Below are 26,711 nucleotides of genomic sequence, written 5' to 3'. Positions count from 1 at the left end.
TGAACGAGTCCATGGCCATTGCCGTTGTCGGAATGTCGTGCCGTTTCCCGGGTGCCGAGGGTGGGCCGGGGGAGTTTTGGGAAGGGCTGGTCGGTGGGCTCGATGCGGTGGGCGAGGTCCCTTCGGACCGTTGGGACGGGGAGGGTTTTTATGATCCCGATCCGTCGGTGGTGGGGAAGTCGGTGGCTCGGCGTGCGGGGTTTTTGAGTCGGGTTGATGGTTTTGACGCGCGGTTTTTTGGTATTTCGCCGCGTGAGGCTGTGGCGATGGATCCGCAGCAGCGGTTGGTGTTGGAGTTGGCGTGGGAGGCGTTCGAGGACGCCGGTGTGGTGGCGGGTTCGGTGCGGGGGTCTGCCGCGGGTGTGTTCGTGGGGGCGATGGCGGACGATTACGCGGTTTTGGCGCGGCGGGGTGGTGTGGAGGGGATTGGTGCTTTCACGTCGACGGGTCTTGCGCGGAGTGTGATCGCGAATCGGGTGTCGTTTCTGTTGGGTTTGACGGGTCCGTCGTTGGTGGTGGATTCGGGTCAGTCGTCGGCGTTGGTGGCGGTTCATCAGGCGTGTGAGGCGTTGCGTCGTGGTGAGGTGTCGTTGGCGTTGGCGGGTGGGGTGAATTTGATGCTGGCGCCGGAGTCTTCGGTGGCGGTGTCGAAGTTCGGTGGGTTGTCGCCGGATGGGCGTGCGTTTGTTTTCGATGGTCGGGCGAATGGTTATGTGCGGGGTGAGGGTGGGGGTCTTGTTGTTCTGAAGCGGCTGGAGGATGCGGTCGCTGATGGTGATGATGTGGTGTGTGTGATCGCGGGGGGTGCGGTCAACAATGATGGGGGTGGGGATGGTCTGACGGCTCCGCGTGTGGAGGGTCAGGCCGGGGTGTTGCGGCTGGCGTGTGAGCGGGCGGGGGTGGCGCCGGGCGAGGTCGGTTACGTGGAGTTGCACGGGACCGGGACGGCGTTGGGTGATCCGGTCGAGGCGGCGGCTTTGGGGATGGTGCTGGGGAATGCGCCGGGGCGTTCCGGGCCGTTGGTGGTGGGGTCGGCGAAGACGAACGTCGGGCATTTGGAGGGCGCGGCGGGGATTGTCGGTCTGATCAAGGCCGCGTTGTCGGTGCGGTATGGGGTGGTGCCGGCGAGTCTGAACTTCGAGTCCGCGAATCCCGCGATTGATTTGGACGGGCTGAATCTGCGGGTGCAGACGGAGGCGGGCGTCTGGGAGGGGGCCTCTCGTGTTGCGGGTGTGTCGTCGTTCGGGATGGGTGGGACGAACTGCCACCTGATTCTGCGGCCGGCACCCGAGCGGGCTCCTGTGGCGCAGGGTGTGGAGCCGGGGCTGGTTCCGTGGGTGGTGTCGGGGCGGAGTGCGGAGGCGCTGCGCGCGCAGGCGGACAAGCTTGCCGAGTTCGTACGCGATTCTGAGTCGTCGCTGCTCGATGTCGGGTATGCGCTGGTCTCCTCGCGCACGGTCTTCGAACACCGCGCGGTGGTGGTGGGCGCGGACCGCGAAGAGCTAATCGCTGGCTTGGAGAAGGTTCGTACTGCGGGCGCGGCAGGCGCTGCGGGCACGGCATTCCTGTTCACCGGGCAGGGGTGCCAGCGGGCGGGGATGGGGCGTGAGTTGTATGAGGCGTTCCCGGTGTTCGCCCAAGCGTTCGATGAGGCGTGCTCGTACCTGGACCGATATCTCGGCCGGTCGCTGAAGGACGTGGTGTTCGAGGGCGATCCGGTACTGGATCAGACCCGGTTCACCCAAGCCGCGCTGTTCGCGCTGGAATCCTCCCTGTTCACGCTGGTTTCGTCGTTCGGCGTGCGCCCCGATGCGCTGATCGGTCACTCGATCGGTGAGGTGAGCGCCGCGTACGCGGCGGGGGTGTTCTCGCTGGAGGACGCGTGTGCGCTGGTCGCGGTACGGGGCCGGCTGATGCAGGCCGCCCGTGCGGGCGGGGCGATGCTCGCGATCGCCGCCCCGGAAGCCGATGTTCTGCCCGAACTGGTTGAGGGCGTTTCGCTGGCTGCGGTGAACGGCCCGGCAGCGGTTGTCGTGTCCGGTGACGCGGACGCGGTCGGGGGCCTGGAGGAGCTGTTCCGTGGCCGTGGGGTCAAGGTCAAGCGCCTCACGGTCTCGCACGCGTTCCACTCCGCGCACATGGACACGGCCCTGGCGGAGTTCGAGGAGACGATCGGCTCCCTCACGTTCAACGAACCCCGGATCACGGTCATATCGAACGTGACCGGCCAGGTCGCGGACGAGCTGACCAGCCCCGCGTACTGGGCGCGCCAGATTCGTGCGGCGGTCCGCTTCCACGACGGCATCCGCACCCTGGACGCCCAGGGCATCACCACGTATCTCGAACTCGGGCCGGACCCGGTCCTGACGTCCCTCGTTCAGAACACCCTCGACACTCCCACCGCCGCCTCCGCACTCAAGAGCGAGCGTGACGAGGCCAGAACACTGCTCCGGGCCCTGGCAGCCGCCTACTCCAGCGGGACCGACGTCGACTGGGGCGTTCTCCTGCCGGGTGGGAACCGGGTCAAGCTCCCCACCTACGCCTTCCAGCGCAAGCGCTACTGGATCGACGTCCCCGACGCCCCCCAGGCGTCCTCCGCCTCCGCCTCCGCCCCGCAGCAGGAGGCCGACGAGGCCGAGGCGGACGGGACGACCTGGGCCGGCAGGCTGCGCGGGCTGAACGAGAAGCAGCGGGAGTCGCTGATCGCCGACCTCATCTGCCGCCACACCGCAGATGTGCTGGAGTACGACGCGACCGACGTGCTCGACCCTGCCCTGCCCTTCAAGGAACTGGGCCACAACTCCCTGTCGTCCGTCGAGCTGCGCAGCCGCCTGGCCGCCGATCTCGGCATCGCTCTGCCGTCCTCGCTCGTCTACGACTACCCGACCCCCGCCGTTCTCGCCCGCCACATCGTGACGGCGCTGCTCGGCGCCACCGATGCGCTCGACCTCCCCGACGCCGCTTCCGTCTCCGGCTCCGACGAGCCGTTGGCGATTGTGGGTATGGCGTGCCGGTATCCGGGTGGGGTGGTGTCGCCGGAGGGGTTGTGGGGGCTGGTCGCTGAAGGCCGGGATGCGATCGGGGACTGGCCGGAGGATCGTGGCTGGGATGCCGAGGGTCTGTACGACGCCGAGCGTGGAGTGTCGGGGAAGTCGTACCTGCGTTATGGCGGCTTCTTGCAGGGGCGGACGGGTTCGACGCGGAGTTCTTCGGGATTTCGCCGCGTGAGGCGTTGGCGATGGATCCGCAGCAGCGTTTGCTGTTGGAGACGTCGTGGGAGGCGCTGGAGCGGTCGGGGATTGTTCCGCAGTCGCTCAAGGGCAGCCGAACGGGTGTCTTTGTCGGTGCGATGACGGGGGAGTACGGTCCGCGTCTGGCGGAGCCGGTGCCGGGGACGGAGGGGTACCTCCTTACCGGTAATACGGCGAGTGTCGCTTCGGGCCGTATCTCCTACACCCTGGGCCTGGAAGGCCCGGCGCTGACCGTGGACACGGCCTGTTCCTCCTCCCTGGTGGCCCTTCATCTGGCGGCGCAGGCGCTCCAACGGGGTGAGTGCTCGCTTGCCCTGGCGGGTGGTGCGACGGTGATGTCGTCGCCGGGGATGTTCGTGGAGTTCTCGCGGCAGCAGGGTTTGTCGCAGGACGGCCGGTGCAAGGCGTTCTCCGCGAGTGCGGACGGGACGGCGTGGGGCGAGGGCGCGGGCATCCTGCTGCTGGAGCGGCTGTCCGATGCCCAGGCCAACGGTCACCCGGTCCTTGCGGTGATCAGGGGTTCGGCGGTCAATCAGGACGGTGCGAGCAACGGGCTCAGCGCGCCGAATGGCCCCTCGCAGCAGCGGGTGATCCGCCAGGCGCTGGCCAATGCCGGGCTGAGCGGTACGGACGTCGATGCGGTGGAGGCGCACGGTACGGGGACCAAGCTCGGTGACCCGATCGAGGCGCAGGCCCTGCTCGCGACGTACGGGCAGGAGCACGCCCCCGAACAGCCGCTGTGGCTGGGCTCGTTCAAGTCGAATGTCGGGCACACCATGGCCGCTGCCGGTGTCGGTGGTGTGATCAAGATGGTCATGGCGATGCGCGAGGGAATCCTCCCGCAGACCCTGCACGTAACCGACCCCACGTCGCACGTCGACTGGTCCCAGGGTGCGGTGGAGCTGCTGACCGAGCAGCGGCCGTGGCCCGAGGTGGACCGCCCGCGTCGTGCGGCTGTGTCGTCGTTCGGGATCTCGGGCACGAACGCGCACATGATCCTGGAGCAGGCTCCGGAGGCGTTGCTGCCGGAGGTTTCTGCGGGTGGTGTGGTGCCGTGGATGGTGTCCGGTCGGACTGAGGAGGCCCTGCGTGATCAGGTGGCCCGGCTGACGGAGTTCGTGGAGGGTGCCCCCGCGCTCGCGCCGAGTGCCGTCGCGACCGCTCTGGCCGCGCACCGCACGGTGTTCGGGCAGCGCAGGGTTGTGGTCGGCAGTAGCCGTCAGGAACTGCTTGACGCCCTGCGCGCGGATGCCGGTGCATCGGGCGAGGCGATCACGGGTCGCACGGTGTTTGTGTTCCCGGGTCAGGGCTCGCAGTGGGTGGGTATGGCGGCGGGTCTGTTCGAGGCGTCGCCGGCGTTCCGGGCTCGCCTGGAGGACTGTGCGCGTGCTCTGTCGGTTCATACGGACTGGGATCTGCTGCCGGTGCTGCTCCAGGGTGATCCGGAGGGTCTGCTGGAGCGGGTGGACGTGATCCAGCCCGCGTTGTGGGCGGTCATGGTCTCCCTCGCCGAAGCATGGCGCTCCTACGGGGTCGTCCCGGACGCGGTCGTGGGGCACTCGCAGGGCGAGATCGCGGCGGCTGTCGTGTCGGGTGCGCTGTCCTTGGAGGACGGCGCCCTGGTGGTGGCGTTGCGGAGCCGGGCCATCATCGCCCTGGCGGGCCGGGGCGGCATGCTGTCCGTCGCGCTGCCCGCCGACGCGGTCCGCTCGTACCTGACGCGGTGGCCGGACGACCTGAGTGTGGCCACGGTCAACGGCCCCTCATCCACCGTGGTCTCTGGTACGGACAGCGCCCTGGACGAACTCGTCGCGGTGCTCGACAAGGACGGGGTGCGTTCGCGGCGTATCGCGGTGGACTACGCCTCGCACTCTCCTCATGTGGAGTCCATCCAAGAGGAGCTGGCCGAGCTTCTGGCGCCGATTGCTCCCCGGGTACCGGAGATTCCGTTCTACTCGACCGTCACGAACGAGGTGGTCGAGGACGCGATCCTGGACGCGGAGTACTGGTACCAAAACCTGCGCCAGACGGTCGAGTTCGAGAAGACGACCCGGGCCCTGCTCGCGGACGGCTTCACCACGTTCATCGAATCGAGCGCTCACCCGGTCCTGACGATCGGCCTCCAGGAGACCTTCGAGGCCGCCGACGCGACCACGGCGCTCGCGGTGCCGTCACTCCGCCGGGACGAAGGCGGCCTGCAACGGTTCCTGCTGTCCGTCGGTCAGGCATGGACCCACGGCGTCCCCGTCGACTGGTCCACAGCCCTCCCCGAGCCCCAGCACCCGCTCGACCTCCCCACCTACCCCTTCCAGCGCACCCGCTACTGGCTCGACCCCGTCAAGACGACCGGCGACGTGTCCACGGCCGGGCTCACCACCGCCGCGCACCCGCTCCTGGGTGCCGTCGTCGACCTGGCCGGCTCCGACGGCACCGTCCTCACCGGGCGGCTCTCGCTGAAGTCGCACCCGTGGCTCGCCGACCACGCCGTCTCCGGCACGGTCCTGCTGCCCGGCACCGCCTTTGTCGACCTCGCGCTGCACGCGGCCGACGAGACCGGCTGCGACACCGTCGAAGAACTCACCCTGCAAGCCCCCCTCGTCCTCGCCGGTTCCACCGCCGTCCTCCTGCGCGTCGAGGTCGGTGAGCCCGACGAGCACGGCCGCCGCAGCATCGGCATCCACTCCCGCCCCGACACCGAGGGCACCCTCTGGACCCGCCATGCCACCGGCGAGCTGGGCCACGGCGGCGTCCCCGGCGCACCGGCCGATGGAGTGTGGCCCCCGGCCGGGGCGGTCCGGGTGGACACGAGCGCGCTGTACGAGGAGCTGGCGGCAGCCGGTTACGAGTACGGGCCCGCGTTCCAGGGCGTCCAGGCCGCATGGCGCAATGGCGACGAGGTCTTCGCCGAGGTCGCGCTCGCCGAGGACCAGCACAGCGACGCCGGTACCTTCGGCATCCACCCCGCCCTCCTCGACGCCACCCTCCACACCGCACTCCTCACCCCCGGCACCGAACTGCCCGCCCCCGTCTCCCGTTCGCCTGGTCCGGTATCCACCTCCACGCCACCGGCGCCACCACCGTCCGCGTCCACATCACCCCCGCCCACACCGACAGCATCACCCTCCACATCACCGACACCACCGGACAACCCGTCGCCACCATCACCTCCCTCGCACTCCGAGAGGTGGCCCCTGCCCAGCTGGGGCAGGGTCCCGGTGGCGCCGACGACGCGCTGTTCCACCTGGACTGGACCCCGGCGCATGCCGCCCAGGACGCCGACGCGCGGCCGTTCGCCGTCGTCGGGGCCGGGCCCGCTTCCGTACGGGCCACCCGGCACGCGGACCTCACCGCTCTCCGCGACGCGTGGACGGACGGGGACTCCACCGACGCCCTGCTGTTCCTGACCCCGGGCGAGACGGACGACCGGTGCACGCCGGACGCCGCCCGGGCCGCCGTCCACCAGGTGCTCACCGCCGTACAGCAGTGGCTCGCCGAGGACCGGTTCGCCGACGCCCGCCTGGTCGTCGTGACGCGCGGGGCCGTCGCGACGGACTCCGCGACCGCGCCCGAGGCACCGGCGTACGCACCCGTCTGGGGTCTGCTGCGCACCGCCCAGACGGAGAACCCCGGGCGCTTCGTCCTCGTGGACATGGACGAGGACCCGGCGTCCGCCACGGCCCTGACGGCCGCACTCGGCGGCGGCGAGCCGCAGTTCGCCCTGCGCGCGGGCAAGGTGCTCGTCCCGCGCCTCGCCCGTGCGGCGGGGCGCGCCGACATCCTGCTCCCGCCGGCCGGGGACGAGCCCTGGCACCTGGACGTCACCGCCCGCGGCACCCTGGAGGCCCTCACCCTGGTGACCGGCGCCGAGGCGGCCGCCCCGCTCGGGCCGCTGGAGGTGCGGGTCGCGGTCCGGGCCGCCGGGCTCAACTTCCGTGACGTGCTGATCGCGCTCGGCGTCTATCCGGGCGAGGCGTCCATGGGCACCGAGGGCGCCGGTGTGATCACCGAGACCGGCGCGGACGTCACCGGTCTCGCCGTCGGCGACCGGGTCACCGGCATGCTGCCCGGCTCCTTCGGACCCGTATCGGTCGTGGATCACCGGCTCGTCGTACGTATCCCCGACCAGTGGTCGTACGAGGACGCGGCCGCCATGCCCATCGTCTTCGGCACCGCCTACCACAGCCTGGTCGAACTCGCCGGGCTGCGGTCCGGCGAGACCCTTCTCGTACACGCCGCCGCCGGCGGAGTCGGCATGGCGGCCGTGCAGCTCGCCCGCCACCTGGGCGCCGAGGTCTACGGCACCGCCGGACCCACCAAGTGGGACGCGCTGCGGGCCTCCGGCCTGGACGACGCCCACATCGCCTCCTCGCGCACCCTCGATTTCGAGGACCGGTTCCGGGAGGCGACGGACGGCCGCGGCATGGACGTCGTACTCGACTGCCTGGCGCGGGAGTTCGTGGACGCCTCGCTACGGCTGCTGCCGCGCGGCGGGCGCTTCGTGGAGATGGGCAAGACCGACATCCGCGACGCGGACGAGGTCGCCGCCGCCCATCCCGGGGTGGCCTACCAGGCGTTCGACCTGATCGAGGTCGCGCACCGGGACCCCGAGAGGTTCCGGCACATGCTGACCGAGATCGTCGCCCTCTTCGAGTCGGGCGCACTGCACCACTCGCCGGTCCGGGCCTGGGACATCCGCCGGGCCCCGGAGGCCTTCCGGTTCCTGAGCCAGGCGCAGAACGTCGGCAAGATCGTGCTGACCGTGCCGCCCGCACTCGACCCCGAGGGAACGGTCCTGGTCACCGGCGGCACCGGTGCCCTCGGCGCGCTCTTCGCCCGCCACCTGGTCACCGCGTACGGGGCCCGCCACCTCCTCCTGACCAGCCGCCGGGGCGCGGACGCCCCCGGGGCCGACACGCTGCGGGCCGAACTGGAAGCCCTCGGCGCGACCGTCACCCTGGCCGCCTGCGACACCGCCGACCGCGACGCCCTCGCCGCCCTCCTGGCCACCGTCCCGACCGACCACCCCCTCACCGCGGTCATTCACACCGCGGGCGTCCTCGACGACGGCACGGTCACGGCGCTCACCCCCGAGCGCATCGACACCGTCCTGCGGCCCAAGGCCGACGCCGCCTGGCACCTGCACGAACTCACCCGCGACACCGACCTCGCCGCCTTCGTCCTCTTCTCCTCCGTGATGGGGGCCATCGGAGGCGCAGGCCAGGCCAACTACGCGTCCGCCAACACCTATCTCGACGCCCTCGCCGCGCACCGCCGGGCCGCCGGCCTCCCCGCCACCTCGCTGGCCTGGGGCTTCTGGGACCAGCGCAGCGAACTCACCGGTGACCTGGACGAGGCCGACCTGGCCCGCATGACGCGGGCCGGTCTGGTGCCGCTCGGCTCGGCCGAGGGGCTGGCCCTCTTCGACCGGGCGCTCGCCGACCCCGGCGCCGCCCTGGTCCCGGCCCGTCTCGACCTCGCCCGGCTGCGCACCCAGGCCGACCGCGGCTCGCTGGCGCCCGTGCTCTCCGGGCTCGTCCGCGCTCGTACGGCGCGCCGGGCCGCCGCGTCGGCCGCCGCCGGGGCTGCCGGTGACCGCTTCGCCGGACTCACCGGCAGCGACCTGGACCGGGCCCTGCTGGACCTCGTACGGACCAACGCGGCGACCGTGCTGGGGCACTCCTCCCCGGCGTCGATCCGCCCCGACAGCAAGTTCAAGACGCTCGGCTTCGACTCCCTCTCCTCCGTCGAACTGCGCAACCGGCTCGGTGAGGCGACCAAGCTGCGCCTGTCCGCCACCGCCGTCTTCGACCATCCGACCCCGGACGCGATGGTCGCCCACCTGCGCGGCCTGCTCGGCGTCGAGGACACGACCGCGGCCCCGGCGGCCGTACGCCAGGGCCCGCCGACCGACGGCGCCGGGACCGCCGACGACCCCATAGCCATCATCGGCCTCGGCTGCCGGCTGCCCGGCGGGGTGTCCTCGCCCGAGGAACTGTGGGAACTGCTCGCCGCGGGCGCCGGCACCGCCGCCGACCTGCCCGACGACCGCGGCTGGGACCTGGAGGCCCTGTACGACGCCGACCCCGACCGCTCCCGCAAGAGCTATGTCCGCAAGGGCTCCTTCCTCTATGAGGCGGCCGAGTTCGACGCCGACTTCTTCGGGATCTCGCCGCGTGAGGCGCTTGCCATGGACCCGCAGCAGCGCCTGCTGCTGGAGACCGCCTGGGAGGCGTTCGAACGCGCGGGCATCCCGCCGGAGTCGGTCCAGGGCAGCCAGGCCGGGGTGTTCGTCGGCGCACTCTTCCAGGAGTACGGCTCCCTCATGCACGAGGCCACGGAAGGAGTCGACGGCCTGCTGCTCACCGGCAAGACCACCAGTGTCATATCCGGCCGCCTCGCCTACTTCCTCGGCCTCGAAGGCCCCGCGATCACCGTGGACACGGCCTGCTCCTCCTCGCTGGTCGCCCTGCACCAGGCCGCGCAGTCCCTGCGCGGCGGAGAGTGCTCGCTCGCCGTCGCGGGCGGCGTCTCGGTGATGGCCACGCCCGGCATGTTCACCGAGTTCAGCCGCCAGCGCGGCCTGGCCACCGACGGCCGCATCAAGGCGTTCGCGGACGCGGCCGACGGGACGGCGTGGGGCGAGGGCGCGGGCGTCCTGCTGCTGGAGCGGCTGTCCGATGCCCAGGCCAACGGCCACCCGGTGCTCGCCCTGATCAAGGGTTCGGCGGTCAACCAGGACGGTGCGAGCAACGGGCTCAGCGCACCCAACGGCCCCTCCCAGCAGCGCGTGATCCGCCAGGCGCTGGCCAATGCGGGCCTGACGGGTACGGACGTCGACGTCGTGGACGCGCACGGTACGGGGACCAAGCTCGGCGACCCGATCGAGGCGCAGGCGCTGCTCGCGACGTACGGGCAGGAGCACTCGGCCGACCAGCCGCTGTGGCTCGGCTCGCTGAAGTCCAACATCGGCCACACCATGGCCGCCTCCGGCGCCGCCGGCGTCATCAAGATGGTGCTGGCCCTGCGGGAGGGAATCCTTCCGCAGACCCTGGGGGTGGACGCGCCGACGTCGCACGTGGACTGGTCCCAGGGATCGGTGGAGCTGCTGACCGAGCAGCGGCCGTGGCCCGAGGTGGACCGCCCGCGCCGCGCGGCCGTGTCGTCGTTCGGTATCTCGGGCACGAACGCGCACATGATCCTGGAGCAGGCCCGGAGCTGGAGTCCCGGGTCGAGACGGAGGCGCCGGCGGATGTGCCGTGGGTGGTCTCCGCGAAGAGCCCGGCGGCTCTGCGCGAGCAGGCCGTGCGGCTCGCGGGCTTCGTCGAGCGCAATCCGCAGGAGCCGGTCGGGGCGGTGGCTGCCGCCCTGGTCGACTCGCGTGAGCGTTTCGACTACCGGGCCGTGGTGCTCGGCCGTGGGCGCGAAGAGCTTCTTGCGGGTCTCGGCGCACTGGCCGGGAGCGATGCGGCCGGCTCGGTGGTGACGGGTGAGGCGGTCACGGGCCGCACGGTGTTCGTCTTCCCGGGTCAGGGTTCGCAGTGGATCGGGATGGCGGCGGGCCTGTTCGAGGCGTCGCCGGCGTTCCGGGCTCGCCTGGAGGACTGCGCGCGTGCCCTGTCCGTGCACACGGACTGGGATCTGCTGCCGGTACTGCTGGAAGGCGATCCGGAGGGCCTGCTGGAGCGGGTGGACGTGATCCAGCCCGCGTTGTGGGCGGTGATGGTCTCCCTCGCCGAAGTATGGCGTTCTTACGGGGTGGTCCCGGACGCGGTGGTGGGGCACTCGCAGGGTGAGATCGCGGCGGCTGTCGTGTCGGGTGCGCTGTCCTTGGAGGACGGCGCGCTGGTGGTGGCGTTGCGGAGCCGGGCGATCAAGGCCCTGGCCGGCCGGGGCGGGATGCTCTCGGTCGCGCTGCCCGCCGACGCGGTGCGCCCGTATCTGACGCGATGGGCGGACGACCTGGGTGTGGCCACGGTCAACGGCCCGTCGTCCACGGTGGTCTCGGGCACGGACAGCGCCCTGGACGAGCTGGTCGCGGTGCTCGACGTGGACGGGGTGCGTTCGCGTCGTATCGCGGTGGACTACGCCTCGCACTCCCCGCATGTGGAGTCCATCCAGGCCGAGCTGGCGCAGCTGTTGGCGCCGGTTGCTCCCCGGATACCGGAGATCCCGTTCTACTCCACCGTCACGAACGAAGTGATCGACAGCGCGGCACTGGATGCGGAGTACTGGTACCGGAACCTGCGTCAGACGGTCGAGTTCGAGAAGACGACGTGGAAGTTGCTCGCTGACGGTTTCACCACGTTCATCGAGTCGAGCGCTCACCCGGTCCTGACGATCGGCCTCCAGGAGACCTTCGAGGCCGCCGGCGCGGTCGCCGCGCTCGCGGTGCCGTCGCTCCGCCGGGACGAGGGCGGCCTGGAACGGTTCCTGCTCTCCCTCGGCCAGGCATGGGCCCACGGCGTCCCCGTCGACTGGACCCCGCAGCTTCCCGAGGTCACCCACCCGGTCGACCTGCCCACCTACCCCTTCCAGCGTCAGCACTACTGGCTCTCCGCCTCCCGCGCCGCCGCCCCCACCGTCTCCGACCTGGGCCCCGGTGCGGTCCCGCACCCGCTCCTCGGCGCGGCGGTCGAGCTGCCGGGCTCCGGATCACTGCTCTACACGGGGCGCCTCTCCCTCACCGCCCAGCCCTGGCTCGGCGACGCGGAGACCCTGCCCGGTGCCACGTTCCTGGAGCTGGCCCTGCGGGCCGGCGAGGAGGCGGGCACCGGCCGGGTGGACGAACTCACGCTCCACGAACCCCTCGTCGTACCCCGCAGGGGCGGCGTGCAGCTGCGGGTCGAGGTCGGAGAGCCGGAGGACGACGGGCTGCGCAGGCTGTCCGTGCACTCCCGCCGCGAGGGCAGGGCTCCCGGCACCGCCTGGACCCGGCACGCCACGGCCGTCCTGGCCGCCGAAGAGCCCGCCCCGGGCTGGGACCTGGAGGTCTGGCCGCCGCTCGACGCCGAACCGCTCGACGCGGGTCCGCTGCCCGGCATACGGGCGGCCTGGCGGCGGGACGGAGAGCTGTACGCCGAGATCGTCTCCGGCGAGGGGCACGACCCGGCGGGGTACGCCCTGCATCCCGCCCTGCTGGAGGCGGCGCTCGGCTCCGCCGTCCTGACCGGTCTCCCGGCCGGGGCCACCCCGGTGCGGTGGCGCGACGTCACGCTGCACGCCGTCGGCGCCACCACCCTGCGCGTGCGCGTCAGGCCCACCGCCGACGAACCCCTCGGCGTCGCCGTCGAGATCGCGGACGGCAGCGGGGCGCCCGTCGCCACCGTCGGCGCGCTGCTGCTGGAGACCGGGGCCGACGACGGGACCAGGGCCGACGACCGGATCCGGCAGGCGGCATTCGCCCAGCGCGGCGGCCAGTACACCGTCGAATGGACCGACGAGAAGCCCGCCCCGGTGGCCGAAGCGGCCCCGCACAGCTGGGCGGTGGTCGGCGAGGACGTCTTCCGGGCCCGCTCCGGGCTCATGGCCGCGGGCACCTATGCCGAGGCCCACCCCGGCCTGGACGCCCTGGCGGCCCGGATCGAGGCGGAGGGCGCACCCGCGCCCGACGTCGTCCTGGTGTCCGTGGCGGCCACCGCCGACGGAGACATCGCCACATCCGTACGACGGGGCGTGGAAGAGGCGGCACAGCGCGTCCGCACCTGGCTCGCGGACACCCGGTTCGCCGGCTCCCGGCTGGTGTTCCTCACCAAGGACGCCACCGCGGCCTCGGCACCGCAGGGCGGCGACCCCGCCGCCGCGGCGGTATGGGGCCTGATCCGCGCCGCCCAGGAGACGGACCCGGACCGCTTCGTCCTGGCCGACACCGACGGGAGCAAGGCGTCGTGGCGCTCCCTGGTCAAGGCCATCGCCGCGGGCCACGACCAGCTGGCCCTGCGCCGCAGCACCCTCAAGGTGCCCCGGCTCGCCCCGGCGGTCGCCGGCACCTGGCCCGCGTACGACCCCGAGGGCACGGTCCTCGTCGTCGGCCGGCAGGCCGAGCCGTACGCCCGCCGGCTGGCGGAACGGCACGGAGTGCGGAACCTGCTGCTGGTCGGCGCGCGGGACACGGCGGACTTCGAAGCCGGGCTCACCGCCGCCGGCGCCCGGGTGACCGTGGCCCCGGCCGACCCGACGGCCCTGGCGGACGCCCTCGCCGCAGTTCCCCCGGCCCACCCGGTCATCGCCGTCGTCCACGCCGTGGACCCGAACACGGACGCATCGGCGGAGGCGGCCCACGCGGCCCGTACCGCCCAGGCACTGCGCGGGGCGGCCGGGCCCGACGCCGCCTACGTCATGCTCTCCGAGGAGGAAGGGGCCACCGGAGCCTTCCTGGAAGCCTGGGCGCGGGTGCTGCGCAGCGGCGGGACCACGGCCGTGGCCCTGTCCGGGCGCCCCGGGACGGCCGGACCCGTCGACGGGGAGCTGCTGGAGGCCGCGACGGCGGTCAACGCGGCCGGAGTCGTCGTGGCCGAGCCGGACTTCGAGGCACTGGCCGCCCTCGCCGCGGCCGACCGGCTGCCCGCCCTGTGGCGCGGCCTGGTCCGCGGACCGGCCCGACGCACCGTCAAGGAGGGCCCCGCCGGGGCCGGCGGCTTCAAGCAGCGGCTGCTCGCCCTCGACGCCGCCGGATGCGACGCCCTGCTCCTGGACCTCGTACGGGAACACGCGGCGAACGTGCTCGGCCACGGATCGGGCGACGCCATCGACGCCGACCGCAAGTTCCGGGACATGGGCTTCGACTCGCTCTCGGCACTCGCCCTGCGCAACGCCCTCAACGACGTCACCGCGCTGCGCATGCCGCCCGGTGTCGTCTTCGACCAGCCCACCTCGGCTGAGCTGGCCCAGCACATCAAGCAGCAGATCTTCGGCCGATAGACAGCCGAGTCACCAAGGAGACATGGCGTGAGAGTGGAAGGCGTGTACATCAGCTCGGTCGGGGTGTTCCTGCCCCGCCGGACGAGTGCCGAGGACGCGGTCGCGGACGGCCTCTACGACGAGGAGGTGTACAAGGCGAGCGGTCTGACCGGCACCCATGTGTCGGACGGGATACCGGCGCTCGACATGGCGGTCACCGCCGCCCGGCAGGCACTGGAACGGTCCGGCCTGGACGCCGAGGACGTCGAGTCGCATATACACAGCGGCGTCTACTACCAGGGGCCCGACGGGTCCTATCCGCCCGCGTACGTCCTGCGCGAACTCGGGGTCGGGCAGGTGCCGTCGCTGCACATCCGGCAGGGCTGCAACGGCATGCTCGCCGCGCTGGAGGTCGCGGTCGGGCAGATGACCGGCGCCGCCGAGGTGGAGACGGCGCTGCTGACCACCGCGCAGAACTTCGCCACCCCGCTGATCGACCGCTGGCGCGGCTTCGGCGACTCCTACATCCTCGCCGACGGGGCAGCCGCTGCCGTGCTCAGCAGCGAGGACGGCTTCGCCGAGGTGCGCTCGGTCAACTCCGGGACGCTGCCCGAACTAGAGGCGTGGCACCGCGGCGACGAGTCGCTGCTGCCGCCGCAGGACGGGGCGGGCGAACGGCTGGCCGTGGCCGAGCGGGCCGCCCTGTTCAACGAGCGGGAGATGTCGCTCGCGGAGACCGTCGAACGGATCGGCGCGTTCGACCTCGACATCGTGCACCGCTCGCTGGTCGACGCCGGGCTGAACGCCTCCGACATCGCCCGCGTCATCCCCATCAACCAGGACGGGCGCATGATCGAGTTCTCGGTCATGGCCCCCTCGGCCTCCCGATGTCCCGCTCCAGCTGGGACTTCGGCCGCTCCGTCGGCCACGTCGGCGCCGCCGACCTGGTCATCTCCCTCGACCACCTGGTGCGCACCGGCGAGCTCGCACCCGGTGACCACGTCCTGCTGCTCTCCCAGGGACCCGGCTGGATCAGCTCCGCCGGGGTCGTAACGATCAAGGAAGTTCCCGCATGGTGACCACGACCGCCCATGTGTCCGTACCGGGCACCGAGCTGTACTACGAGAAGACCGGGACCGGCCCGCTGCTGTTCCTGATGGACGGCGGCGGTGGCGACGCGCGCCGCACCGCGGCCCTCGTCGAGCGGCTCTCCGACCGCTGCACGGTCATCACCTACGACCGGCGCGGCATGTCCCGCTCCGCCGTGGGCGACCCCGCCCCCGAACTGGGCCCGCAGGTGCACACCGAGGACCTGGCGCTGCTGATGGAAGCACTCGCGGACGGGCCCTCGCTGCTGTTCGGCCACAGCGTCGGCGGAGTCATCGGTCTGCACCTGACCGCGCGCCGGCCCGACCTGGTGTCGGTGTACGCGGCGCACGAGCCGTCCGAACTGGCCCTGCTCACGGGCGCCGACCGGGAGGCGGCCGCCGGCCTGATCGCCGCCGCCGAGAGCGACTACCGCACCTCCGGCTGGGGCCCCGCACTGGCCCACATGGCCCGGTTCAACGACATCGACGTGACCGCCCAGGACGCCGAACCCGACGTCGTACCGGCGCCCATGACCCCCGAACAGCTCGCCAACATCGAGTTCTTCCTCGCCCACGAGATCGGCTCCTACCGCCACCACCTGATGTCCGAAGCCGACCTCGACGCCCTCAAGTCCGGACCGACCCGCATCGTCCCCCTGGCCGGCCGCCCCTCCGACCGCAGCTGGTCCTACCGCTGCGCCCGGAATCTGGCGGACCGCCTGGGCACCCCGCTGGAATCCGTCCCCGGCGGCCACAACGGCCTCAAGACCCACCCCACGGCCTTCGCGGTCCGCCTCCACGAGGTCCTGACCGCGTCCTGACTCCCGCCGGAAAGCGACTGCCGCTCGTGGTCACCGTCGAGGTGACCGCGAGCGGCAGTCGTCGTGGGGGCGGCAGCGCTACAGCTCGTGACCGAGTTCGGCGGCGAGCCGCTGCACCAGATCATGGGCCGCGTCGGGGATGACCGTCCCGGGTGGGAAGACCGCGGTGGCGCCCATGCCGAGGAGCGTGGGGATGTCGGCGGGCGGAATGACGCCACCGACGACCACCATCATGTCCTCGCGGCCCTCGGCCGCGAGCGCCTCCCGCAACGCGGGGACGAGGGTGAGGTGGCCGGCGGCCAGGGACGAGACGCCCACGATGTGGACGTCCGCCTCGACCGCCTGCCGGGCGACCTCGCCCGGGGTCTGGAAGAGCGGGCCGACGTCCACGTCGAAGCCCAGGTCGGCGAAGGCGGTCGCGATCACCTTCTGGCCCCGGTCGTGACCGTCCTGGCCCATCTTGGCGACCAGGACGCGGGGACGGCGCCCCTCGGCCTCCTCGAACCGGCCGACGAGGGCGCGGGTGCGCTCGACGCGAGGAGATCCGCCTGCCTCGTGGCGGTACACGCCGGAGATCGTACGGATCTGGCCCGCGTGCCGGCCGTACACCTTCTCCAGGGCATCGGAGATCTCCCCGACGGTGGCCTTGGCGCGGGCGGCGTCCACGGCCAGGGCGAGGAGGTTGCCGTCGCCCCGGTCGGCGGCGGCGGTCAGCGCGTGCAGGGTCGCCCGGCATGCCTGTTCGTCGCGTTCCTCGCGCAGTCGGCGCAGCTTCTCGATCTGCTGGGCGCGGACGGAGGTGTTGTCGACCTTGAGGACGTCGATCTGTTCGTCGGTCTCGACGCGGTATTTGTTGACGCCGATGACGGGCTGGCGGCCGGAGTCGATGCGGGCCTGGGTGCGGGCGGCGGCTTCCTCGATGCGGAGCTTGGGGATGCCGGCGTCGATGGCCTTGGCCATGCCGCCTGCGGCTTCGACCTCCTCGATGTGCTGCCAGGCCCGCCGCGCCAGGTCGTACGTCAGTTTCTCCACGTAGGCGCTGCCGCCCCACGGGTCGATGACGCGACCGGTGCCGGATTCCTGCTGGAGGAGGAGTTGGGTGTTGCGGGCGATGCGGGCGGAGAAGTCGGTGGGCAGGGCCAGCGCCTCGTCCAGAGCGTTGGTGTGCAGCGACTGAGTGTGGCCCTGCGTGGCGGCCATCGCTTCGACGCAGGTGCGGGTGACGTTGTTGAAGACGTCCTGCGCGGTCAGCGACCAGCCCGAGGTCTGCGAGTGGGTGCGCAGGGAGAGTGATTTGGCGTTCTTCGGATCGAACTGCTGCACGAGCTTGGCCCACAACAGCCGGGCGGCGCGCAGCTTCGCGATCTCCATGAAGAAGTTCATGCCGATCGCCCAGAAGAAGGACAACCGTGGCGCGAACGCGTCGACGTCGAGCCCCGCGTTCTGCCCCGCGCGCAGGTACTCGACCCCGTCGGCCAGGGTGTACGCCAGCTCCAGATCGGCCGTCGCCCCGGCCTCCTGGATGTGGTAGCCGGAGATGGAGATCGAGTTGTAGCGCGGCATCTTCTGCGAGGTGTACGAGAAGATGTCGGAGATGATCCGCATCGACGGCTTCGGCGGATAGATGTAGGTGTTGCGGACCATGAACTCCTTCAGAATGTCGTTCTGAATGGTCCCGGCCAGCTTCTCCGGCGGTACGCCCTGCTCCTCGGCGGCCACGATGTAGAGCGCGAGGACCGGCAGCACGGCCCCGTTCATCGTCATCGAGACCGACATCCGGTCGAGCGGGATGCCGTCGAAGAGCTGGCGCATGTCGTAGATCGAGTCGATTGCGACACCGGCCATGCCGACGTCGCCCGTCACGCGGGGGTGGTCGCTGTCGTACCCCCGGTGCGTCGGCAGGTCGAAGGCGACCGAAAGGCCCTTCTGCCCGGCCGCCAGATTCCGCCGGTAGAACGCGTTGGACTCCTCCGCCGTCGAGAAACCCGCGTACTGCCGGATCGTCCACGGCTGGTTGACGTACATCGTCGGATACGGGCCCCGCAGATACGGCGCGATCCCCGGATACGTACCGAGGAAGTCCAGACCCTCCACATCGTGCCCGGTGTACAGCGGCTTGACGCCGATGCCTTCCGGGGTCTCCCACACCAGGTCGGCCGGGGCGGACCCGGTGGTCTCCTTCACCGCCGCCTCCCACAGGTCCTCCGAGCCGGCGGGAGCGGGGGAGCCCAGGTCCAGGGTGGAGAAGTCGGGGATGCTGTTCCTACTGCTCATGGGTCACGTCCATACGGTCGAGGGCAAGGGCCAGTACGGCGACCGCATCGCATCCCGCGAAGACGTACGCGTCCACACCGCGATACGCCCGTGGGCGGCCGGCCAGGAACACCAGCGGCGCACCCGCCCCGACGAGCGCCTCGACGACCGCCTCGGCCTGCTCCTCGTACAGCGCGTCGCTGGAACACACACAGACCGCGTCCGCACCGCTCGCGAGGTACGCCTCGGCGACGGTCGAAGGGTCGACGGACACCGGCTCGTGGACGGGTTCGATGCCACCCGCCCGGAACAGGTTCGACGCGAAGGAGACCCGCGCGGTGTGCACCGCCGCCGGGCCCAGCGCGGCGATGAACACACGCGGCCTGCTCCCGGTCGCCGCCAGATGGGCGTCGCTCCGGGCGCGCAGCGCTTCGTAGTCCTCGTCGCACCGGACGCGGGGGAGGCCGCCGACCGGAGCCGCGGGTGCGGGCTCACGGATCACCGGCTTCTCGGCCAGGAGGGGGAACTCGCTGACGCCGGTGAGCGGTTCGCGGCGCTCGGCCAGGCCCTTCCGGCGTTCGGCCCAGGTGGCGGCGAGCCGTTCGGCGACCAGGCCCGAGCGCAGCGCGGCCGCCTGACCGCCCGCCTGCTCCACGGTCCGGAAGAACTCCCAGGCGGCGTGCGCGAGTTCGTCGGTGAGGCGCTCGACGTAGTACGAGCCGCCCGCCGGGTCGATCACGCGGGCGAGGTGGGACTCCTCCAGCAGGATGGAGGAGGTGTTACGGGCGATGCGCCGGGCGAACGCGTCGGGCAGGCCCAGCGCGTGATCGAACGGCAGCACGGTCACCGCGTCCGCGCCGCCCACCCCGGCGGCCAGACCGGCCACGGTGGTGCGCAGCATGTTCACCCACGGGTCACGCCGGGTCATCATCACCGGTGAGGTCACCGCGTGCTGGAGCTGGGCCCCGGCCGCCGGGGCGCCCGATGCCTCGGCGACCCGCGCCCACAGCCGGCGCGCCGCCCGCAGCTTGGCGATCGTCAGGAACTGGTCGGCGGTGGCCGCGTACCGGAACTCCAGTTGGCCCAGGGCCGCTTCCGCGCTCAGGCCGTGCTCGGTGAGGGCGCGCAGGTAGGCGACCCCGGTGGCCAGGGACAGGCCCAGCTCCTGAGCGGCGCTGCCGCCCGCCTCGTGGTACGGCAGGACGTCCACGGTCAGCGTACGGACCAGGGGATACCCGGAGGCGATGGTCCGGGCCTGCTCGGCGGCGGCGGCGAGGTCGAGCGGCTCGCCGGTCCGGGCCTCGTGGCCCAGCGGATCGGCCCCGAGGTTCGCGCGGACCGACGTGGCGGGCATCCCGCGCTCGGCACACAGGTCCAGGAACGCGCGTGCCGCCTCCGCGTGGGCGGCGCCGGCGTCCAGCACCACGGGCGCGAGGTCCAGGTGGACCCCGGCCAGGGCCGGGGCGAGGCCCCCGACCGGGATGCCGTCGGCGCCGACGGGGAGCCAGAGCGAGGTGCCGCCGTTCTCCAGATCGGCGAGCACGGCCTCGTTCACCCGCGCGGGGTCGGTGCCCGTGAGGCGCTGGCGCACGTCCCAGCCGCTCGCGGCGTTGCCCGCGGATCTGCCGCCGCGGACGAAGGGGGCGAAGCCGGGAAGGCCCACGGCGCCCGGTTCGGGCAGGCTGTCGCGCGCGGTGTACAGCGGACGGGCGGTGAGCCCGTCCTGGAGCTGGGTGGACAATGCTTCTTCCGCGCCGTCGCCGGAGGCGTCCCTGCCCGATTTGCGCAGCACGCCCTCTACCAGGCGCTGCCACTGCTCATGTGTCGGGTCGGGGAACTCGGCGGCCAGGGAGAGCCCGTCGTCAGGCAGGACCGTCATGGCGCGGATGCTAGGGCGCTCCGCTAAACCCGGGCCGTAGCCGACGAACGGACACCGCCCGGCCGGTCCCGCCCCGCCCGCCTACGCCGCCGAACGCAGCCGCCAGACCCCCGGGCGGACCTCCGAGCAGTCCGGGGCCGGGGCGCGCAGGGCCGCCAGCCGGCGCCGGGCATAGGACTCCAGACGGGCGTCCCCCAGGACCACCGCCTCGGACAGGCACTGGCCGAAGTGCTCCTCCGCGGTGGCCGGGCGCCCGCACTCGACCGCGAGCAGCCCCATCACCCGCAGCGCCTCGAACCGGGCGCGGGGGTCCTGCGCGGCCGCGTCCAGAGCGGGGGAGAGGAGGGCCGCGGCGCCGTCGACCGCGCCCGCGTCCAGCCGCAGATCGGCCAGGCCCGTCAGGGCACGGCTCCGTTCGAGCAGGTCGGAGGCGATGTCGGCGGCCAGCAGGGCCCGTTCGTACAGTTCGGCGGCGGCCGGCAGTTCGCGGCGCTGCCAGGCCCGGTCGCCCAGCGAGCGGAGCAACCGCGCCTGGGCCGGCAGATCGCCCAGCTGATGGGCGGCGTCCAGGGCCAGCCGGTGGCAGCTCTCCCAGTCGTCCCACGCGGCAAGGGTCTCCAGCAGACCGGTCAGCGCGTCGGCCAGACGTACGGTCTGCTCCCACAGCCCGGACCGGGCCGCCTGCCGGACCATCGCGACGAACGCGGGCCGTTGCCGGGCGGGCCACTCCAGGGAGTGCGCCCCGTCCACCTCCGCGGAGGTCTCGCGCAGCGCCTTCTCGTACGCGGCGCACAGCCGGCCGGTGGCCGTTCGTACCGAGTCCGCCGACTCGTGCGCGGCGAGCCGGTCCGCCGCCAGCAGCCGCAGGGGTTCGGACAGCCGGTAGCACGCCGGGCGACCGGCGCCCGGCAGTTCCTCCCGGACCAGCCCGGCCGCCACCAGCTCCGCCACCGCGGCTCGTGCGCCGGCCGCGTCCGTGCCCAGGACCGCGGCGGCCGACTCCGTTCCGAAGGGCCCCTCGGGCAGCAGTCCCAGCAGCCGGAACTCCCGCTGCCGCGTGCTGTCGACGTCTTCGTACGCCGTGGCCAGCCGGTCCAGGAAGCCGGGCGCCACCGCGTCGAGTTCCGCGAGGCGCCCCGCCGCGCCACGGAACCGGGCGGCCGCGCACGGTTCGGCGCGGGCGGCGGCGCGCAGCGCCAGCGGGAGCTGCCCGCACAGGTCGGCGATCTCCGCGGCCTCCGCCTCGTCCGGCGCGTCGGCCCCTCGGCGGGCGGCCACCAGCAGCCGCCGCGCCTCCCTGGGCGTCGGCACGTCGAGGTGGAGTACCCGCGCGTCCAGCCCGGGCGGCACCCGCCGGCAGGTGACCAGGAACCTGGCCTCGGGCAGGGCCGCCGCCAAGGGCTCGACCTGGTCCGCACGGTCCACCGAGTCCAGGACCACCAGCAGGCGCCGGCCGCCGGTCAGCCTCCGCAGCAGGTCCCGCAGCTCGCGGGCGTCCCCGGGCAGGGCGTCCCCGGGCAGGGCGCCCTCGGCGCCGTACAGCCGGGCGATCCGTGCGGCGGCCGCCGCACCGTCCAGGCCGTCACAGCCCTCGTGCGCGTCGGGCCGCATGCGGAGGAGGACCCGGCCGCCCGGGAAGCGCTCGCCCGCCCGGTGCGCCGCCTCCGTGGCCAGGGCGGTCTTGCCGACGCCCACCTGGCCGCTGAGGACCACGATCCGGCCACCGGGCGCGGCCAGCAGCGAGGCCAGCGCACCCAGCTCCTCCTCGCGTCCGGTGAACAGCCGGTCGGCGGGGGGCAGCTCCACCACGGGCCGGTGCGCGGCCGGGGCCTCGGGGCCGTCCGGCGTCCCCGGTCCCGGTCCTGGCGCGGCGCCCGAAACCGAGATCCGGGCACGGTCCGCCCCCGGGCCCCCGGCTGTGCCGCCGTCCCCCGTCGGCCGCAGCAGCTCGGGGTCGCCGCCCAGGATCTGCCGGTGCAGCGTCTGGAGTTCGAGCCCGGGATCGATGCCCAGCTCCTCCACCAGCCCGCGCCGCAGCCGGGAGAAGACCTGGAGGGCGTCCGCCTGCCGCCCCGACCGGTACAGGGCGACCATCAGATGGGCGAAGAACTCCTCCCGCAGCGGGAACTCCGCGACCACCGACTGCAACTCGCCGATGAGGGCCTGCTGCCGTCCCAGGTGGAGGTCGGCCCGGATCCGCTGTTCCAGTGCCGCCGTCCGCACCTCCGTCAGCCGTACCGCCGTACCGTCCAGCAGCGGACCGTGCGGGGTGTCCGAAAGCAGCGGGCCGCGCCACAGCGCCAGGGCCTGGCGCTGAAGCCGCGAAGCGGCCTCGTACTCGCGCTGCTCCATCCGCTCCTGCCCGCGCTCGTACAGCTCCTGGAAGACGGTGAGGTCCAGCTGCGCGGGGTCCAGCCGCAGTTCGTAGCCGGGGCCCGGGTCACCAGCGCGTCCCTGCCGTACTCGGCGTCCGCCTCGTCCAGCAGCTTGCGCAGCTGGGACACGTACACCTGCAACGTGGTGGTGGCCGTACGGGGCGGCTCCTCGCCCCACAGCTCGTCGATCAGGGTGTCCACGGAGACGATCTCGTTCGCCCGTACCAGAAGCGCGGCCAGGACCACCCGGATCTTCGCGGCGCGCGGTGTCAGATTTCTCGAGCCCCCGGAGTCCGGCCCCGGCCCCCCGGCCCCGCCGACCTCCAGCGGCCCCAGTATTCGAAAACGCATACGCCCTCCCCCGGCTGATTTTCGATGGCCAGGCTAGGCACGCCACCCACCCCGGCTCCGGACAGGTGCCCCCCTGAACCGGGCGCCGCAACCCCCGCACACGCACGCTGCAAGCCCCGCTTTAGCCGCGGAACGGACGATGCGGGCGCCCAGGTGGGAGCGGACGAGGGCGTACCGCTGCTGCCCCGAGCGCACCATGAGGGGGCCTACGTTGACCGAGTACCGAACGTTTACCGAGCTGATCATGGATCGGGCGCGGGCCCTGGGCGAGGCGGACGCGCACATCTTCCTGCGCGACACGGCCGCGGGCCCGGTCGAGGAACGGCTCTCGTACGCGGACCTCGACGCCGCCGCGCGCAGCCTGGCCGTCCGGCTGCGCTCCCACGGTGCCCAGGGCCAGCCGGTGCTGCTGCTCCACCCGCAGGGCCCCGAATTCCTCAAGGCCTTCGTCGGCTGCCTCTACGCGGGCGCCATCGCGGTGCCCGCCCCGCTCCCCGGCGACCGGGGCGAGCGCCTGCACCGGGTCTCCGGGATCATCAAGGACACCGGCGCGCGGCTCGTCCTCACCGATGCGGCGAGCGCCGCCGAAGTGTCCCTGTGGCTCGCCATGGAGACCCGCGCCGAAGCCGTCGTCCTGGCCTCCGACGTCGTCGGCGCGACCTCGGCCGCACAGGACTGGGAACCGCCCGCGACCGGCCCCGACGACCTGGCCTTCCTCCAGTACACCTCCGGCTCCACCTCCCGGCCGCGCGGTGTCATGGTCAGCCACCGCAACCTCCTCGCCAACGAGGCGGCCATCGGACGGGCGCTCGGCACCTCACCCGCCGACCGGTTCGGCAGCTGGCTGCCGCACTACCACGACATGGGCCTGATCGCGCACCTGCTGCACCCCCTGTGGCTGGGTTCCGCGTCCGTCCAGATGTCCGCCACCGCCTTCCTCAAACGGCCCGTCAACTGGCTCCGCATGATCTCCGAACACGGGGTGACCATCGGCGGCGGACCCAACTTCTGCTACGACCTGTGCCTGCGGCGGGTCACCGACGCCCAGCTCGCCGGACTCGACCTCTCCGGCTGGCGACTCGCCCTCAACGGTGCCGAACCGGTCCGCGCCGACACCCTCGACGCCTTCGCCGCCCGGTTCGCCGCCGCGGGCCTGCGCCCCGGAAGCATGTACCCGGCCTACGGACTCGCCGAAGCCACCCTCGTCGTCTCCGGAACCACCCCGGGCGCCCCGTACCGCCACCGCGCCTTCGACCCGGCCGCCCTCGAACGCGACGAACTGCGCACCCCCGGGCCCGGCGAACCTTCCCGCACCCTGGTCTCCAGCGGCCCGGTCGACCAGGACTTCGACCTGCGGATCGTGGACCCCGTCAGCGGCAGCCCGCTGCCCGGCGGCCGGGTGGGCGAGATCTGGCTGCGCGGCGACAGCGTCGCCCAGGGCTACTGGCGGCGCCCCGCCGAGACCGCGCACACCTTTCACGCGGTCCTGGCGGGCGGCGACTCCGGATTCCTGCGCACCGGGGACCTGGGCGTCGTCGAGGACGGCGAGCTGTACGTCACCGGACGCCTGAAGGACGTCATCATCCTCAACGGCCGCAACATCTACCCCCAGGACGTCGAATGGGCCGTCCGCGAGATCGACCCGGCGCTCGGAGCCGGGCACGGTGCGGTCTTCACCGTGGACACCGGCCGCGAACAGCTCGTCATCGTGCACGAGGTGCGCGTCCCCCACACCGACACGGCACGGCTCCAGGACCTGACCTGCCGGATCCAGACCCTGGCCGGACGGGACTTCGACGTGCCCGTCGGCAACGTCGTCCTGGTCCGGCCCGGCACCCTGCGCCGCACCACGAGCGGCAAGATCCAGCGCGCGCTGATGCGGAAGCTGTTCCTGAGGGGCAGCCTCTCCAGCCTCCACGAAGTCCTCGACCCCGCCGTGCGCGCCCTGGTGGACACCCCCCGCCCGCCGGCCGACGACGACGTCCTCCCCGCGTCGGCGGCCCGCCGGGCCCAGGACCTCCCGTGGTGAGCACCCTCGCGCTCGACCCCCGGCCCGGCACCCCCGGCGCGCCGACGGGGGACCGGGCCGCCGAGCTGGAAGTCCTGCTGGGAGACCCCACGGACGCCCGCAATCCCACCGGGTACGCGAAGCTGCTGGTCGCCGACCGGCTCGGCACGCTGTCCGCCGACGCCGAAGCCCTCCTCGACGCGTTCGGCCTGAACGCCGAGTACGTGCCGCGCGAACTCGGCGGGCGCTTCGACTCCGCCGAGACCCTGCTGCGCGTGATGCGCCCCGTCTTCCGGCGCGACGCCGCCCTCGGCGCCGGCTACGGCATGAGCACCTTCATGGCCGCGTCGGACGTGTGGATGAGCGGCAGCGGGACCCAGCGCGGCTGGCTCGCCGAGCTGCTGCTGTCCGGTTCCAAAGCGGCCATCGCCCAGCACGAGACCGCCCACACCAACGACTTCGTCCGCAGCCAGGTGGCCGCCACCCGCACCCCGGCCGGCCTGTCCGTGAGCGGCGCCAAGTCCGTCGTCAACAACCTGCACCGGTCCGACGCCCTCGTGCTGTTCTGCCGGACGGACGACCGCCCCGGCAGCGGCAGCCACTCCGCCCTCCTGCTGGACCCGCGGACCCTGCCGCCCGACCGCTACCGGGTCACCCGCCGCCGCCCCCGTACCGGCATGCGCGGCTGCCACTTCGACTCCGTCGCGTTCGAGGACTGCCCGGTGCCCGAGCAGACCCTGCTCGGGCCGCTCGGCAGCGGCGTGCCCACCTCCCTGCGGTCCTTCCAGATGAGCCGCACCCTCATGGCCTCCCTGGTCGCCGCCGCCGTGGACACCTGCCTGCGCACCGCCGTCCTCGTCGACCGCACCCAGAAACCCGGGCACGGCGCCCCCCTCGATCCCGAACACACCGCGACCACGCTGGCGAACGCCTTCGTGAACCTGCTGTTCTACGACTGCCTGGCCGTCGTCGCCACCCGCGCCCTGCACCTGCACCCGGCCGAGACCAGCGTCTACTCGGCCGCCGTCAAGTCGCTGCTGCCGCGCGTGCTCAGCGACACGATGTACGACCTGTCCACCGTCCTCGGCTCGCAGATCTACACCCGGGGCGGCACCGTCGGCGTCTTCCAGAAGCACCTGCGGGACGTGCCCGTGGTCAGCCTCGGACACGCGGGGACCGTCGCCTGCCAGGCCACGATCATCCCCCAGCTCCCGGCACTGGCCGCCCGGTCCTGGTTCCGCGAACAGCCCGCCTCCGACGCCCTGTTCGAGCCGGGAGCCCCGCTGCCCCCGTTCGGCTACGAGCAGCTGGCGCTGGCCTGCGGCCGCGACAGCCTCAGCGCCTCCCTCGTGGAGACCGCGGGGACGCTGACCGGCCGGAACCCCGTCGAGCGCGCCCTGCGCGCACTCGCCGGGCAGCTGGTCGACGAGCTGCGGGACCTGCGCACCCGGGTGCTGGCCCTGCCCCCGCCCGGCGGCGGAACCCCCGTCAGCCCGGTCTGGTTCACGCTCACCGACCGGTACGTCCTGGTGCTCGCCGCCGCGGCCGTCCTCGGCGTGTGGCGGCACAGCGACGCGGGCCGCGACCCCTTCCTCGCCGACCCCGCCTGGGCGGCCCTGGCCCTGCACCACATCGCCCGGCGCCTGGGCGCCCCCGTAGTCGAGGTGCCCGCCGAGTGCACGGCCCGGATCCACCAGGAGGTCCTCGCCCGCTTCGGCGACCAGCGCAGCTACGACCTGTACAACGTCCCCCTTCCCGGCTGACCCGGCCGGCCTGGCCTTGCACCGAA

Annotated in this window: 8 protein-coding genes and 3 pseudogenes; 7 read left to right on the top strand and 4 right to left on the bottom strand. The window is 72.7% G+C overall.

The genetic code is table 11. The annotated features are described in order from the left end of the window. Positions 1 to 17: 17 nt before the first annotated feature. The 5 genes and pseudogenes from NEH16_RS34025 to NEH16_RS31605 form a co-directional block, all read left to right on the top strand. A pseudogene (locus NEH16_RS34025) lies at positions 18 to 12,221 on the top strand (SDR family NAD(P)-dependent oxidoreductase); the annotation flags it as partial. Positions 12,222 to 12,773: 552 nt separating this feature from the next. Next, complete coding sequence (locus tag NEH16_RS34020; RefSeq protein WP_430523784.1) at positions 12,774 to 14,168, top strand: beta-ketoacyl reductase; 1,395 nt, start codon at positions 12,774 to 12,776, stop codon at positions 14,166 to 14,168. 186 nt (positions 14,169 to 14,354) lie between these two features. Then, a pseudogene (locus NEH16_RS33760) lies at positions 14,355 to 14,672 on the top strand (3-oxoacyl-ACP synthase); the annotation flags it as partial. Positions 14,673 to 15,034: 362 nt separating this feature from the next. Next, on the top strand, positions 15,035 to 15,226 hold the full coding sequence (locus tag NEH16_RS31610; RefSeq protein ID WP_265546552.1) for a 3-oxoacyl-[acyl-carrier-protein] synthase III C-terminal domain-containing protein: 192 nt from the start codon (positions 15,035 to 15,037) through the stop codon (positions 15,224 to 15,226). Further along, positions 15,220 to 16,056 carry an alpha/beta hydrolase gene (locus NEH16_RS31605; protein WP_265546551.1) on the top strand — a complete coding sequence of 279 codons (837 nt, stop codon included), beginning with the start codon at positions 15,220 to 15,222 and terminating at the stop codon, positions 16,054 to 16,056. The genes NEH16_RS31610 and NEH16_RS31605 overlap by 7 nt, the downstream gene beginning before the upstream one ends. A gap of 78 nt (positions 16,057 to 16,134) precedes the next feature. On the opposite strand, the gene scpA is transcribed toward NEH16_RS31605, so the two are convergent. The 4 genes and pseudogenes from scpA to NEH16_RS31585 all read right to left on the bottom strand — a co-directional run. After that, the gene (scpA, locus tag NEH16_RS31600; protein WP_265546550.1) at positions 16,135 to 18,330 is read right to left on the bottom strand and encodes a methylmalonyl-CoA mutase; all 2,196 of its coding nucleotides are present in this window, start codon (positions 18,328 to 18,330) and stop codon (positions 16,135 to 16,137) included. After that, positions 18,320 to 20,188 carry a methylmalonyl-CoA mutase family protein gene (locus tag NEH16_RS31595; RefSeq protein WP_265546548.1) on the bottom strand — a complete coding sequence of 623 codons (1,869 nt, stop codon included), beginning with the start codon at positions 20,186 to 20,188 and terminating at the stop codon, positions 18,320 to 18,322. Before NEH16_RS31595 ends, scpA begins: the two co-directional genes overlap by 11 nt. An 81-nt stretch (positions 20,189 to 20,269) precedes the next feature. Beyond that, a complete protein-coding gene (locus NEH16_RS31590) occupies positions 20,270 to 22,540 on the bottom strand; it encodes an AfsR/SARP family transcriptional regulator (RefSeq protein ID WP_265546547.1) in 2,271 nt (756 codons plus the stop codon). Between the two features lie 176 nt (positions 22,541 to 22,716). Beyond that, a pseudogene (locus NEH16_RS31585) lies at positions 22,717 to 22,914 on the bottom strand (AfsR/SARP family transcriptional regulator); the annotation flags it as partial. 244 nt (positions 22,915 to 23,158) lie between these two features. Between NEH16_RS31585 and NEH16_RS31580 the strand changes: the two are divergent. Together NEH16_RS31580 and NEH16_RS31575 are read left to right on the top strand one after the other, a co-directional pair. Beyond that, positions 23,159 to 24,943 (top strand): fatty acyl-AMP ligase, encoded by a 1,785-nt coding sequence (locus NEH16_RS31580; protein ID WP_265546545.1) that lies wholly within the window; start codon positions 23,159 to 23,161, stop codon positions 24,941 to 24,943. Continuing rightward, positions 24,937 to 26,685, top strand: a complete 1,749-nt coding sequence (locus NEH16_RS31575; protein WP_265546544.1) for an acyl-CoA dehydrogenase — start codon at positions 24,937 to 24,939, stop codon at positions 26,683 to 26,685. The genes NEH16_RS31580 and NEH16_RS31575 overlap by 7 nt, the downstream gene beginning before the upstream one ends. Positions 26,686 to 26,711 lie beyond the last annotated feature (26 nt).

The organism is Streptomyces drozdowiczii, from assembly GCF_026167665.1.
Taxonomy (GTDB): Bacteria; Actinomycetota; Actinomycetes; order Streptomycetales; family Streptomycetaceae; genus Streptomyces; species Streptomyces drozdowiczii_A.
Note: the sequence above shows the minus strand (reverse complement) of the source record. Positions and strands in the feature narration are given on the sequence as shown.

Excerpts from the sequence above, each read along its gene's own strand:
- NEH16_RS31605 (WP_265546551.1), top strand. The coding sequence starts at position 15,220 with ATGGTGACCACGACCGCCCATGTGTCCGTACCGGGCACCGAGCTGTAC.
- NEH16_RS31595 (WP_265546548.1), bottom strand. The coding sequence starts at position 20,188 with ATGACGGTCCTGCCTGACGACGGGCTCTCCCTGGCCGCCGAGTTCCCC.
- scpA (WP_265546550.1), bottom strand. The coding sequence starts at position 18,330 with ATGAGCAGTAGGAACAGCATCCCCGACTTCTCCACCCTGGACCTGGGC.
- NEH16_RS31610 (WP_265546552.1), top strand. The coding sequence starts at position 15,035 with ATGTCCCGCTCCAGCTGGGACTTCGGCCGCTCCGTCGGCCACGTCGGC.
- NEH16_RS31590 (WP_265546547.1), bottom strand. The coding sequence starts at position 22,540 with ATGGAGCAGCGCGAGTACGAGGCCGCTTCGCGGCTTCAGCGCCAGGCC.
- NEH16_RS31580 (WP_265546545.1), top strand. The coding sequence starts at position 23,159 with ATGGATCGGGCGCGGGCCCTGGGCGAGGCGGACGCGCACATCTTCCTG.
- NEH16_RS34020 (WP_430523784.1), top strand. The coding sequence starts at position 12,774 with ATGGCCGCGGGCACCTATGCCGAGGCCCACCCCGGCCTGGACGCCCTG.